This window comes from Streptomyces sp. NPDC021012 (genome assembly GCF_044333355.1).
GTDB lineage: Bacteria > Actinomycetota > Actinomycetes > Streptomycetales > Streptomycetaceae > Streptomyces.
In genome coordinates this window covers 745,210-757,963 of record NZ_JBIRQU010000001.1, presented here as the reverse complement: position 1 = coordinate 757,963, position 12,754 = coordinate 745,210, and the positions used below count along the sequence as shown (strand labels likewise).

The 12,754-nt window shown below is 74.0% G+C and carries 13 protein-coding genes; 8 read left to right on the top strand and 5 right to left on the bottom strand.

Annotation, left to right across the window (positions count from 1 at the left end):
* Position 1: 1 nt before the first annotated feature.
* The 5 genes from ACH4TP_RS03490 to ACH4TP_RS03470 all read left to right on the top strand — a co-directional run bounded on the left by ACH4TP_RS03490 (position 2) and on the right by ACH4TP_RS03470 (position 5,094).
* The gene (locus ACH4TP_RS03490) at positions 2 to 439 is read left to right on the top strand and encodes a DUF3017 domain-containing protein (RefSeq protein WP_398187198.1); all 438 of its coding nucleotides are present in this window, start codon (positions 2 to 4) and stop codon (positions 437 to 439) included.
* A 340-nt stretch (positions 440 to 779) separates the two neighbouring features.
* Positions 780 to 1,769, top strand: coding sequence for a malate dehydrogenase (locus tag ACH4TP_RS03485; protein ID WP_398435482.1), 990 nt, complete (start codon positions 780 to 782; stop codon positions 1,767 to 1,769).
* Positions 1,770 to 1,939: 170 nt separating this feature from the next.
* A complete protein-coding gene (locus ACH4TP_RS03480; protein WP_398187194.1) occupies positions 1,940 to 3,772 on the top strand; it encodes a hypothetical protein in 1,833 nt (610 codons plus the stop codon).
* The gene (locus ACH4TP_RS03475; protein WP_389220651.1) at positions 3,765 to 4,130 is read left to right on the top strand and encodes a hypothetical protein; all 366 of its coding nucleotides are present in this window, start codon (positions 3,765 to 3,767) and stop codon (positions 4,128 to 4,130) included. The genes ACH4TP_RS03480 and ACH4TP_RS03475 overlap by 8 nt, the downstream gene beginning before the upstream one ends.
* A gap of 214 nt (positions 4,131 to 4,344) precedes the next feature.
* A complete protein-coding gene (locus ACH4TP_RS03470; RefSeq protein WP_398435480.1) occupies positions 4,345 to 5,094 on the top strand; it encodes a hypothetical protein in 750 nt (249 codons plus the stop codon).
* 529 nt (positions 5,095 to 5,623) lie between these two features.
* Here the strand turns inward: ACH4TP_RS03470 and ACH4TP_RS03465 are convergent.
* Together ACH4TP_RS03465 and ACH4TP_RS03460 are read right to left on the bottom strand one after the other, a co-directional pair.
* Entirely contained in the window at positions 5,624 to 6,361 is a 738-nt protein-coding gene (locus tag ACH4TP_RS03465; RefSeq protein ID WP_398435479.1) for an isocitrate lyase/phosphoenolpyruvate mutase family protein, read from the bottom strand.
* Positions 6,358 to 6,861: a carboxymuconolactone decarboxylase family protein gene (locus ACH4TP_RS03460; protein WP_398435477.1), complete on the bottom strand. Its 504-nt coding sequence runs from the start codon at positions 6,859 to 6,861 to the stop codon at positions 6,358 to 6,360. The genes ACH4TP_RS03465 and ACH4TP_RS03460 overlap by 4 nt, the downstream gene beginning before the upstream one ends.
* 46 nt (positions 6,862 to 6,907) lie before the next feature.
* On the opposite strand from ACH4TP_RS03460, the gene ACH4TP_RS03455 reads away from it, so the two are divergent.
* Positions 6,908 to 8,326, top strand: a complete 1,419-nt coding sequence (locus tag ACH4TP_RS03455; protein ID WP_398435475.1) for a PLP-dependent aminotransferase family protein — start codon at positions 6,908 to 6,910, stop codon at positions 8,324 to 8,326.
* On the opposite strand, the gene ACH4TP_RS03450 is transcribed toward ACH4TP_RS03455, so the two are convergent.
* A complete protein-coding gene (locus tag ACH4TP_RS03450) occupies positions 8,323 to 9,156 on the bottom strand; it encodes a hypothetical protein (protein WP_389221558.1) in 834 nt (277 codons plus the stop codon). The two genes, ACH4TP_RS03455 and ACH4TP_RS03450, sit on opposite strands and share 4 nt — an antisense overlap.
* A gap of 90 nt (positions 9,157 to 9,246) precedes the next feature.
* Here ACH4TP_RS03450 and ACH4TP_RS03445 point away from each other — a divergent pair, with 90 nt between their 5' ends.
* Both ACH4TP_RS03445 and ACH4TP_RS03440 read left to right on the top strand, forming a co-directional pair.
* A complete protein-coding gene (locus ACH4TP_RS03445; RefSeq protein WP_389220636.1) occupies positions 9,247 to 9,555 on the top strand; it encodes a hypothetical protein in 309 nt (102 codons plus the stop codon).
* Positions 9,556 to 9,573: 18 nt separating this feature from the next.
* Positions 9,574 to 10,758 (top strand): glutathionylspermidine synthase family protein, encoded by a 1,185-nt coding sequence (locus ACH4TP_RS03440; protein WP_398187180.1) that lies wholly within the window; start codon positions 9,574 to 9,576, stop codon positions 10,756 to 10,758.
* A gap of 3 nt (positions 10,759 to 10,761) precedes the next feature.
* On the opposite strand, the gene ACH4TP_RS03435 is transcribed toward ACH4TP_RS03440, so the two are convergent.
* Both ACH4TP_RS03435 and rocD read right to left on the bottom strand, forming a co-directional pair.
* Entirely contained in the window at positions 10,762 to 11,457 is a 696-nt protein-coding gene (locus tag ACH4TP_RS03435) for a polysaccharide deacetylase family protein (RefSeq protein ID WP_398435472.1), read from the bottom strand.
* A gap of 91 nt (positions 11,458 to 11,548) precedes the next feature.
* Positions 11,549 to 12,754 carry an ornithine--oxo-acid transaminase gene (rocD, locus tag ACH4TP_RS03430; protein ID WP_398187174.1) on the bottom strand — a complete coding sequence of 402 codons (1,206 nt, stop codon included), beginning with the start codon at positions 12,752 to 12,754 and terminating at the stop codon, positions 11,549 to 11,551.

Below are 12,754 nucleotides of genomic sequence, written 5' to 3'. Positions count from 1 at the left end.
CGTGACCTCCGGGACGCCGGGGGCACCGGGCCCGGACGAGGCGGCGGGCAGTCCGCGCAAGCGGCTCACCACCGACACCGCGCCCCCCGAGGGCGGCCGCCGGGCGGCCCCCGGCGACGCGCCGGCCCCCGCCCGCCAGTGGCCGCTGCTCACCGTCCTCGCGCTCGCCGGGCTCGGCCTGCTCGTGGTGGGCACGGACCTGTTCCAGGAGTCCTTCCGCGTGGGGGCGATCCTGGTCGGGGTCGCGCTCCTCGCGGGCGCGGCGATGCGCCGGGTGGTGCCGTCCGTCGGGATGCTGGCGGTCCGCTCCCGCTTCACGGACGTGATCACGTACGGGGTGATGGGCGGCCTGATCGTGCTGCTCGCGCTCATGGTGCAGCCGGGGCCCTGGCTGCGGATCCCGTTCCTGGAGGACGTACTCCACCTCACGGTGACGTAGGGACCCTCCTGCTCGTGCGGCGACGGCGCCCGCCCTCTCCCCCGTGGGAGGGCGGGCGCCGTCGTGATCAAGGGTCATGTACGTGCCAAGGCCGGTTCAAGGTCCGTCGGCGCGCTGTGGCACGGAGGTGACCATTCCGCCACCTCGGCCCCACGCCCCCGGGAACCTCCCCGGACGGGTGGCAGTGAGCCGGACCACAAGGGGGTGGCGATTCGCGGGGGCCCGGGTCGGATAGCCTGACCGCTGGATATCTCTTCATGTCGAGACACCGATCGATCAAGAGAGCTATCCCGCACCAGGGGCAGGGACCCCCACCGCCAGCTGTCTTACGGAGATCGCCATGACCCGCACTCCCGTGAATGTCACCGTGACCGGCGCGGCCGGCCAGATCGGCTACGCGCTGCTCTTCCGGATCGCCTCGGGCCACCTGCTCGGCGCGGACGTGCCGGTCAAGCTGCGCCTCCTCGAGATCCCGCAGGGCGTGAAGGCCGCCGAGGGCACCGCCATGGAGCTCGACGACTGCGCGTTCCCGCTGCTCAAGGGCATCGACATCTTCGACGACCCGAACAAGGGCTTCGAGGGCGCCAACATCGGCCTCCTCGTCGGCGCCCGTCCGCGCGGCCCGGGCATGGAGCGCGGCGACCTGCTCGCCGCCAACGGCGGCATCTTCAAGCCGCAGGGCCAGGCCATCGCCGCCCACGCCGCGGACGACATCAAGGTCCTCGTCGTCGGCAACCCGGCCAACACCAACGCCCTGATCGCCCAGGCCGCCGCCACGGGCGTCCCGGCCGAGCGCTTCACCGCGATGACCCGCCTGGACCACAACCGCGCCCTGACGCAGCTGGCCCAGAAGACCGGCTCCTCGGTCACGGACATCAAGCGCCTCACCATCTGGGGCAACCACTCCGCGACCCAGTACCCGGACATCTTCCACGCGGAGATCGCCGGCAAGAACGCCGCCGAGGTCGTCAACGACCAGGAGTGGCTGGCCGACACCTTCATCCCGACCGTCGCCAAGCGCGGCGCCGCGATCATCGACGCCCGTGGCGCCTCCTCCGCGGCCTCCGCCGCCAACGCCGCCATCGACCACGTGTACACCTGGGTCAACGGCACCGCCGAGGGCGACTGGACCTCCATGGGCGTCCCGTCCGACGGCTCCTACGGCGTCCCCGAGGGCCTCATCTCCTCCTTCCCCGTCACCTGCAAGGACGGCGCGTACGAGATCGTCCAGGGCCTGGAGATCAACGAGTTCTCCCGCGCCCGCATCGACGCCTCCGTGAAGGAGCTCTCCGAGGAGCGCGACGCCGTTCGCGAGCTCGGCCTCATCTGAAGCTGACCTCAGCTCCATGATCCCGGCGTCCCCGGGCCGTACGACCGACCGTGCGGCCCGGGGGCGCCGTTCTACGTGCCGACACGGAACCCCGACCTCCCCTATGCTGTCCCACCGGTTCCCGGCCAAGTGAGCCGAAACCACGGACAGTTCCACACATCGGGGGAGCTTTGGCCCAGTCGTTCGTACCCCAGCAGCCCGGTCACCCGCCGAGCACGCCGCCCGGTGGGCAGCCCGCCGCCGACCCGCGCCGTTTACCGGCCTCCAGCGAGGCGACCCGGCTGCTCTGCGCCGGCACGTACCTCGACGACGGATTCCGTGACGCGGTCATCGACGAGCTGTACGTCCACGAGGAGCGCTTCGCCGCCCCCTCCCTCGGCTTCGACGCGAGCCGCGTCCTCGCCCACGCGCTGCGCGCCCGCCGCGTCGAACTCGCCTGGGCCGCGGGCGTCCTGGCCCTCTGGATCGTCGCGATCCCCCTCACCAAGGGCCTGATCGTCCTCCTCCTCGGACCCTTCCTGCTGCTCGGCATCGCCCGCTGGGTGCGCGGAACGGCCGCCACCGCGGCCACCCCGGTCTACCGCCTCGTCCCCGCGTTCCTGCTGCGCTGGTACGGGCGGATCTCGCTCGTCCAGTCCGCGCTGTTCCTCTTCTTCCTCGCGATCGGCTCCGACGAGTCCGGCGGCTCCGGCTACGGATACGACGGATACGACGGGTACGGCGGGTCCGACTACGGCGACTCCGGGTCCGGGTTCGGAGGCTTCCTCGGCGGCGTCTCCACGGCGGGCGACGTCTTCTCCGCGGTCGGCTTCCTCGCCCAGGAGGCCCTGGGCGTCGGCAAGCTGGAAGTCTGGATCACCATCGTCGTACCGCTCCTCGTGGCCTGGGCGGTGGCCACCCAGCGCGGCCAGTTCGCCCGCGCGCTCACCCGGGAGCTGTCCCGCGAGCGCTTCCCCGACCAGCGCTCCGACCCGGCCGAGCAGGCCGAGGGCCCCCGCTTCCGCCGGCTGCGCGACCGGATCCGCGTCGAGCAGCACTCCCGGCTGGTCATGTACGGCGCCGAGGACCCGTTCTGCGGCGCCGGCACCCCGTACGAGCCCTGGTCGCTCTCCATCGAGCTGCGCCCCCGCAAGAACCTCGACGGCAAGGCGCCCGAACCGCTCGACAACAGCGCCGTCCTGCGGCACGTCGTCCCGCTCCTGGAGGCGCTCCGCGTGCCCTCCCCGCACGGCTCGCCGCAGCTCCAGGCCGCCGTACGGGACCGGCTGCGCGAGCTGGAGATCGACGAGGTCGTCTTCCTGCCCGTCGACGGACTGCCGGACCGCGCGACCGCCCCGTACACCCCCGAGGCCTTCGAGGCGCACCGCTCGGGCTCCATCGAGGAGGGCGGCGAGACCCGCCGCCACTTCCTCCGCATCCGGGTCGGCGGCTGGGGCGAGGAGATCGTCACCACCGTCTTCGTCCGCGTCCACACCCAGGGCGGCATGCTGATGCTGGAGGTCGCCCCGCACGTGCTGCGGCCCGTGAAGCCGCTCTACCGGTACGCCGACCGGATCGCCCACCGCTACCTGCGCAACCACCACTTCGGCAAGGCCGCCTGGGCGCTCGGCCGGCTCCCGCGCTCGGCCGGCGACTCCCTCGCCACGCTCTGGCGCGCGCTCGGCCACCTGTGGCGGGTGCTCACCGGCGGCCACGCCCACGCGCTGCCCGAGGGGCCGTGGACCTCCGTCCGCGTGCTCGGCTCCGACGACGAGGCCTCCCTCTTCCAGGAGATGGACGTCAGCCGCTACCTCAAGAGCATCCAGGACCGGGTCGCCAACGGCGTGACGGTCGCGCTCCGCGAAGCCGGTTACGAGACCGCCGAGTTCGAGCAGAAGATCATCCACGTCGCCGAGGGCGGCACGTTCATCGAGAACACCAAGGGGAACGTCACCGTCGGGAACCACAACACGGTGACCAGCAAGACCTTCACCACTTCGACGAGCGGAGGCGACCGTGGCTGACCAGCCGCACGGCATTCACGTCACCAACACCGGTGGCAACGTCACCATCGGCGACAACAACACCGTCACCAGCACCGTCAACGGCGCCCAGCCCGCCCGCGACCCCCAGCACGAGGAACTGCTCCAGGCCATCGTCCGGCTCCGCGCCGACCTGGCCGCCTTCGTGCCCTCCGAGCAGACGGCCGCCCTCGACGCCGAACTCTCCGACGCCGAGGACGAGATCGAGGGCACCGGCCGCGCGGGCGGCGGCCGCCTCGCCGCCCTGCGCCGCGCCCTCGCGGACGCGGGCGCGGTGACCGGGATGCTCGCCTCCGGCGTGGCCGTGGGGCAGGCCGTCGGCGCCCTCCTCGGAGGATGAGATGAGCGGGCCCCGCTGGAACGACGAGACGCAGAGCTGGGAGGCGGGGGAAGCGGGGCCGGCGACGCCGCCTCCGCCCCCGGTGCACGCCCCTGGGACGGGCGGTGGGGCCGTGACCCCTCCGTCCCCGCCTCCGCTGTACGTGCCCGAGACGGGCGGCGGGCCCGTGGCCCCTCCGTCTCCGGTGTACGCCCCTGAGGCGGGTGGCGGGCCCGTGGCCCCTCCGTCTCCGCCCCCGGTGTACGTCCCCGAGACGGGCGACTGGCAGTACCCCGCGGCGCCCGTCCCGGCGCCCCGGCCCCGCTCGCGGGCCGTGCTGGCGGCCGGGGTGGCGGTGGCCGTCCTCGCGGCCGGATCCGTGGGCGCGTGGGTGGTCTGGGGCGGCGGGAAGAACGGGAAGGACCCGGTGGCGGGCCCGCCGGCTTCCGTCTCGTCCACCCCGACGTCCGAGCCCCCGTCCTCCGAACCCCCCTCGGCCTCCCCGTCCGACACGTCGACCCCCATGGACGACATCCCCCCGCCCGGCTACCACGGGGTCGAGGACCCCCAGGGCTTCACGATCGCCGTCCCCGAGGGCTGGAACCGCACCGAGTCCGACCAGGGCGTCTTCTACAACGCGCCGGACGGCCTGAGCCTCGTCCAGGTCTTCGTCGTCAAGGAGGCGGGCCTGACGCCGTACGAGGCGCTGCGCGGCGCCTCCGAGGACGGCCGCGCCAACAAGCCCGGCTACGAGGAACTGAGCCTCGAACGCGTCACCGGCGAGCCCGGCGCCCCCGCGGACTCCGCCGAGCTCGTCTACGCCTACGACCGCGCCGGCGGCCGTCGCAAGGTCGTCGACCGCGCCTTCACCGGCCCGGACGGCACCCACTACGCCATCCTGGCGGCGGGCCCCGAGACGTCCTGGCCCAAACAACGCGAGATCCTCCGGGTGGCACTGGACTACTTCCACCCGGCCACCCCCTGACGAACACGGCCCCCCGTTGTGGACGCTGGTCCCGCCGGGACGGTGCCCACCCGCCGCCCCCCCCCCCCGTTGTGGGCAATCGTTCCGCTGGGGCGGTGCCCACCCTCAACGGCCCCCGTTGTGGGCAATCGTTCCGCTGGGGCGGTGCCCACCCTCAACGGCCCCCGTTGTGGGCAATCGTTCCGCAGGGCGGAACGGGTGGGCACAACGGACCCGCGCCCTGCCGGCGCCAGAGGCTTCCGAGCCCTGACCCGCACCCCGTGTGCGCCGTCACTGCTGGTGCGGGTCAGGGCTCGGAACGCGGAGGCGCCGCTAGAGGGCGCCGTCCCGTGTGCCCACCCGTCCCGCCCCAGCGGGACGATTGCCCACACGGGGGGGGGCGGGCCCCGCATGGGCGGCGGGTGCGGCCCCACACGGGGCGGGGGTGAAGCCCCGGGTGAAGTGCGCCGCCCCGCGCGGGTGCGGGCCCACGCGAGGCGGGGCGAAGCCCCGGGCGGGCGCGCCGGCGCGCAGGGCGCGGGCGCGGGGCTCAGAAGGCGGCGGTCCCCCGGAGGGTGGCCGCCAGGGTGGTGACGTCATGGAGCGCCCGCGTCAGCAGGCCGTCCCCGAAGGTGATGCGGGTCGCGCCGAGGCGGCCGAGGGAGGGGAAGGAGGGGCCGCCCGGGAGGGCGAGGGCGTTGACGGGGAGGGGGCCGAGGGCGGAGCGGAGGGCGGGGAGGTCGGTGGGAGGGGCGGCGATCGGGTAGACGCAGTCCGCGCCGGCCGAGGCGTAGAGCCTGGAGCGGGCGATCGCGTCGGCCAGGGGGTCGGCCGACCGGCGGATGTACACGTCCACGCGCGCGTTGACGAAGAGGGAGGGGCCGGCCGCGGCCCGTACCTCCGCCAGCCAGTCCGCATGGGCCCGGGGGTCCTTGAGGGCGCGGTCGGGGCCGCTGTCCTCCAGGTTGACGCCGACGGCGCCGGACTCCCGTACGCGCTCCACGAGTTCGGCGGGCGGGAGGCCGTAACCGCCTTCCAGGTCGGCCGTGACGGGGACGGAGACGGAGCGGACGATCCGCGCCACCGCGGCGAACATCTCCGACGGCGGCGTCGCCCCGTCCTCGTACCCGAGGGAGGCGGCGATCCCGGCGCTCGGGGTGGCGAGCGCCGGGAATCCGGCCGCCTCGAAGGCGCGGGCGCTCGCCGCGTCCCACGGGCCGGGGAGCACCAGCGGGGCGTCCGCCGGGAGGTCGTGGTGGAGGGCCCGCAGGGCCGCGGCGGCGCTCACGCGGAGCGGGGGGTGTAGTGGCCGGGCGTCATCCGGGTGGTGACGCCGATCCGGTTCCAGGCGTTGATCGTGACGATCGCGGCGATGACCCGGGCGAGCTCGGTCTCGTCGAAGTGCGCGGCGGCCCGCTCGTACACCTCGTCGGGGACGAAGCCGTCGGTGAGGACGGTGACGGCCTCGGTCAGCGCGAGCGCCGCGAGTTCCCGCTCGGTGTAGAAGTGCCGGGACTCCTCCCAGGCGGCCAGCTGCACGATCCGCTCGATGCTCTCGCCCTCCGCCAGCATGTCCTTGCTGTGCATGTCGACGCAGAAGGCGCAGCGGTTGATCTGCGAGGCCCGGAGCTTGATCAGGTGGTACAGGGTCGGGTCGATGTCCTTCGCGGCCGCCGTCTCCAGACGGATCATGGCCCGGTGGAACTCGGGGACGCGCTCGGCGAGGGGGAGGCGGGGCGCGTGCTCGTGCGCGTACACGGTCTGCTCGATCGGTTCCGTCGTCGTCATGCGTCCACCGTACGAAGCCGATGGCTCAGCGGTATGGTCCATTCTCATGGCGAACGACTGGGCCACTTTCGGGTCCGACCTCCACCTGGAACTCCACGGCCCGCGGCTGCGCGCGGGCCTCATGGACGCCCTGCGGGAGGCGGTCCGCAGCGGACGCCTGGAGGCCGGCACCCGGCTGCCGTCCTCCCGCCAGCTCGCCGCCGACCTCGGCATGGCCCGCAACACCGTCGCCGACGCGTACGCCGAACTGGTCGCCGAGGGCTGGCTCACCGCCCGGCAGGGCTCCGGGACCCGCGTCGCCCGCCGCGCCGCGCCCCGCCCGGCGGCGCCCCGGGCCCGGCCGGCCCCTCCGGCGGCCCCGGGCCGCGGCCGGCCCGCCGCGCCCGCGCACGACCTGAAGTCCGGCACCCCCGACCTCGCCTCCTTCCCCCGCGCCGACTGGCTCAAGGCCTACCGCCGGGCGTTCACCGACGCCCCCAACGAGGCCTTCGGGTACGGCGATCCGCACGGCAGGCCCGAACTGCGCGCCGCGCTCGCCGAGTACCTCGCCCGCGCCCGGGGCGTGCACGCCCGGCCCGAGCGGATCGTGGTCTGCGCGGGCTTCGTGCACGGCCTGACGCTGATCGGCCAGGTGCTGCGGGCCAGGGGCGTGCGGGACGTGGCCGTCGAGTCGTACGGGCTCGGGCTCCACGACGAGCTGCTCAGGAGGGCCGGGCTCGGCACGCCCGTCCTGGCCTTCGACGAACGCGGCACCAGGACCGAGGAGTTGGCCGGTCTCCACGGGTGCGGCGCCGTCCTCATGACCGCCGCCCACCAGTACCCGCTGGGCGGCGCCCTGCCCCCGGACCGGCGGGCGGCGGTCGTCGACTGGGCGCGGAGCTCCGGCGGCTTCGTCCTGGAGGACGACTACGACGGGGAGTTCCGCTACGACCGGCAGCCGGTGGGCGCGCTCCAGGGCCTCGACCCCGAGCGCGTCGTCTACTTCGGCACCGCGAGCAAGTCCCTCGCGCCCGGCCTCCGCCTCGCCTGGATGGTCCTGCCGGGGGAGCTGGCGGGGGAGGTCGCGGCGGCGAAGGGCGCCGTGGACTGGTCGTCGAGCGCGCCGGACCAGCTGGCGTTCGCGGAGTTCCTGCGCTCGGGGGCGTACGACCGGCACGTACGGGCGATGCGGCTGCGCTACCGGCGCCGCCGCGACCAGCTGGTGGCGGCGGTCGCCGCGCAGTCGCCGGAGACCCGGGTCAGCGGGATCGCGGCCGGCCTCCACGCCGTCCTCGCCCTCCCGCCCGGCACCGAACAGGCCACCCTGCGGGCCGCCGCCTGGCGCGGCCTCGACGTCCACGGCGTCAACCGGTTCCGCCGCCCCACGGTGCCCCCCACCCTCGACGGACTCGTCGTCGGCTACGCCACGCCCCCGGACAGCGGCTGGCAGGGCGCCCTCCAGGCACTGTGCGGGGTGCTCCCCTAGGACCTCACGGGGGCCACCGGCTCCGTCGCCGGGGCCTCGCCGAAGCGGGCCAGGGTCAGGGAGCCGGCCACCGCGAGGGCGAAGCCGGCGATCGCCAGCCAGCCGAGCCCGTCCCGGGTGCTGTCACCGAGCCAGGCCACCCCGACGATCGCCGGGCCGATCGTCTCGCCGAGCACCGCGCCCGCCGTCGCCGTGGTCACCGAGCCGCGCTGGAACGCCGAGGTCAGCAGCGTGAACGCGGCCCCGCCGCCGACGAGGAGCGCGTAGAGGGCGGGGTCGGTGAAGGAGATGCCGTCGAGGAGCCGGACCGCGACCTCCACCACCCCGAAGCCGATGCCCGCCCCGAGGCCGAGGACGAGCGCCCGGGACCGCGCCGGCAGCCCGCCTCCCGCGACGCCGAGCAGCAGGACCCCGAAGGAGATCCCGAGCAGCGCCCAGTCCAGCGCCTCGGAGGTGTCCCGGTGGCCCTCCTTGCCGGAGGCGAGCGCCAGCATCACGAGCCCCGCGCAGACCATGCCCACGGCCCCCCACTCCACCCGGCTCAGCCGCACCCGCAGCACCCGGGAGGCGATGACCGCCGTGACCGCCAGACTCGCGGCGAGGGCCGCGCCCACCACGTAGATGGGGAGCGTCCGCAGCGCCACGACCTGCAGGACGAAGCCCAGGCCGTCCGCCCCGAGGCCGGCGAGGTACCGCCACTGCCGCAGGGCCCGCCACATCAGCGCGAGGTCGACGCCACCGCCCGTTCCCGGCTCGGCGGCCCGCGCCGCCATCGCCTGGAGGACCGAGGCCGCGCCGAAGCAGACGGACGAGGCCAGCGCGCACAACATTCCAAGGAGCACGAGGCGACTCTAGGGCGTGAGGCCCGGAACCACCGGCCTACACTGTGCGGTCGCGACGGCGAAGGGGAGGCGACGGACATGCGCAGACTGAGGTCGAGCACGGTGGTGCTCGGCGGGATGGGTGTGCTCGCGGCGACGATCACCGCGTGCGGCGCGGAGCCGGACAAGCGCTGCGTGGACCCGCTGACCCGTGAGGAGCTGCCCAGCTACCGCTGCGAGAGCGGTGGCGGCGGAAGCGACGACGACAACGGCGGAAGTGGCACCCGCGGCTCGTACTACTACGGCGGAACCGTCCGCGACAAGCGCGTCAGCGGCGGCAGCTTCGACAGGACCGCCGTCGACACCGGCGGCTTCGGCTGCTCCCGCTCCGGTTCCGGCGGCGGCTGAGGCGGGCGGGCACGCACCATGGAACGGCACACCATCGACCCCCGGCCCGACTGGCAGCGGACCGTCGAGGAGCAGGGGCTCGTCTACCCCCTGACCCGCTACCCCGACGGCTCGCTGCGCCCGTACTGGGACGAGAGCGCGTACTACTCCTTCTCGCTGCCGGAGGTCGAGGCCCTGGAGGAGGTCGTCGAGGAGCTGCACGCGATGTGTCTGGCGGCGGCCGCGCACATCGTCGAGCAGGACCGTTTCGCCGAGCTCGGGATCACCGACCCGAAGCTGGCGGGCCTCGTCGCCGAGTCCTGGCGCCGGCGCGCCGAACTCCCCTCCCTGTACGGCCGCTTCGACCTGCGCTACGACGGCACCGGCCCGGCGAAGATGCTGGAGTACAACGCCGACACCCCGACCTCCCTCGTGGAGGCCGCGAGCCCGCAGTGGTTCTGGATGGAGGACCGCTTCCCCGGCGCCGACCAGTGGAACTCCCTCCACGAGCGGCTCGTCGACGCCTGGAAGCGCCAGGCCCACCTGCTCCCGCCCGGCCCCCTGCACTTCGCGCACTCGGACGGCGACGAGCTCGGCGAGGACCTGATGACGGTCGCGTACCTGCGCGAGACCGCCCAGCAGGCCGGGCTCGACACCGAGATGCTGTCCGTCGAGCGGATCGGCTGGGACCGGCTCTCGCGCCGCTTCGTGGACGACCGGCTCCGCTTCCTCCGCAGCTGCTTCAAGCTCTACCCGTGGGAGTGGCTGACCACCGACCGCTTCGGCCGGCACGTCCTGGACACCCTCGACAACGGCGGCGGCACCGGCACCACCTGCTGGATCGAGCCCGCCTGGAAGATGCTGCTCTCCAACAAGGCGCTCCTCGCGATCCTGTGGGAGCTCAACCCCGGCCACCCCAACCTCCTGCCCGCCTACCTCGACGGGCCCCGCGAACTCGCCGCCACCACGGGCTGGGTCGCCAAGCCGCTCCTCGGCCGCGAGGGCGCGGGCGTCACCCTGCACGAGGCCGGTACGGAGCCCTTCGTACGGGACGGGGAGGCCTGCTGCTACCAGGAGCTGGCCCCGCTGCCCGACTTCGACGGCAACCGGGTGGTGCTCGGCGCGTGGGTCGTCGAGGACGAGGCGGCGGGGCTCGGCATCCGGGAGTCGGCGGGGCTCGTCACCGACGAGTACGCCCGCTTCCTCCCGCACGTGATCCTGTAGCGGCTATTCGGGGACGTAGTCCCGCAGCGGCGCGGGCGTCAGCCCGGCGGCCTCCGCCGCGTCCAGGGCCCTCCGCAGGTCCTGCGTCACCGTCTCGTTGAAGTGCAGCAGGACGATGTCGCCGGCCTTCAGGGAGGGGGTCGGCGGGGTCCACTGGCCCCAGGTCGTCATGTCGTACGTCCAGGTCACCAGGGCCTTCGCCCCGCAGGCGCGGGCGGTGGTCCGGGTGGTCGCGTCGTACGTGCCGTACGGCGGGCGCAGCAGCCGCGGCCCGTCACCGAACTGCGCGAGGTGCTGGTCGCGGGCCCCGCACACCTCGGCCTTCTGCCCGGCGGCGTCGAGGGTGGTCAGGTCCGGGTGGTCGACGGTGTGGTTCTCGACGCGGGAGCGGCCCTGGTCGAGCAGGGTGTGGAAGTAGCCGGAGTCGTACGCGTAGGCACCGGGGAGCAGGAAGAGCGAGGCGGGCACCCGGCGGTCGAGCAGCAGCTTCGCGGCGGCCGGGTCGTGGTACCAGCCGTCGTCGATGGTGATGAAGACGACCGGGTCGGTGGTCTCCACGTGGGAGACCACCGGGACGGGCTCGGGCCAGGCCGCCTCCGGGGCGGCGTGCGCGGGTCCGGCGACCGCGCCGAGGAGCGCGAGCGGGACGAGGGCGGCGAGCGCGGCACGCAGGGCGTGACGCAGACGGAGTCTCGGCATGGCGGCATCATTGGCCTAGACCAAGTGCCGTGTCAATGCGCCGAGTTGACCTCCCGCCACCCTCTCGCCGCCCTCCCCCGAGCGGACCCCGTCAGTCCGACAGCACCCCCCTCAGCTGCTCGAGACCCCAGTCCAGGTCCTCCTTCGAGATGACCAGCGGCGGAGCGATCCGGATCGTCGACCCGTGGGTGTCCTTCACCAGGACCCCGCGCTCCATCAGCTTCTCCGAGATCTGCCGGCCCGTCCCCTTGGAGGGCACGATGTCGACGCCCGCCCACAGCCCGCGCCCGCGCACCGCCTCCACCGCGCCGCCGCCCACGAGGAGACCCAGCTCCGCGTGGAGGTGCTCGCCCAGCTCCGCCGCGCGCTCCTGGAACTCGCCGGTGCGCAGCATCGCGATCACCTCCAGGGCGACCGCGCAGGCCAGCGGGTTCCCGCCGAAGGTCGACCCGTGCTCGCCCGGCCGGAAGACCCCGAGCACGTCGCGGTCGGCCACCACCGCGGACACCGGCACCACGCCGCCGCCCAGCGCCTTCCCCAGGATGTACACGTCCGGCACGACGCCCTCGTGCTCGCATGCGAACGTCCGGCCCGTCCGGCCGAGCCCCGACTGGATCTCGTCCGCCATGAACAGCACGTTCTTCCGGCGGGTCAGCTCCCGCACCCCCGCCAGATAGCCGGCCGGCGGGACGAGGACCCCCGCCTCGCCCTGGATCGGTTCGAGCAGCACCGCCACCGTGTTCTCGGTGACCGCCGCCTCCAGCGCCGTCAGGTCCCCGTACGGCACGATCTCGAACCCCGGCGTGTACGGCCCGAAGTGGTCCCGCGCCTCGTGGTCCGTCGAGAAGCTCACGATCGTCGTCGTCCGGCCGTGGAAGTTGTTCGCCGCGACCACGATCTTCGCGTGCCCGTCCGGCACGCCCTTCACCTCGTACCCCCACTTCCGGGCGGTCTTCACGGCCGTCTCGACCGCCTCCGCCCCCGTGTTCATCGGGAGCACCGCCTCCTTGCCGCACAGCTCCGCGAGCTGCGTACAGAACTCGGCGAACCGGTCGTGGTGGAAGGCGCGCGAGGTCAGCGTCACCCGCTCCAGCTGCGCCTTCGCCGCGTCGATCAGACGCCGGTTGCCGTGCCCGAAGTTGAGCGCCGAGTACCCGGCGAGCATGTCGAGATAGCGGCGGCCCTCGACATCGGTCATCCACGCGCCGTCCGCCGAGGCGACGACGACCGGAAGGGGGTGGTAGTTGTGCGCGCTGTGCGCGTCCGCGGAAGCGATGGCGTCTTCTGTCCTCGACAC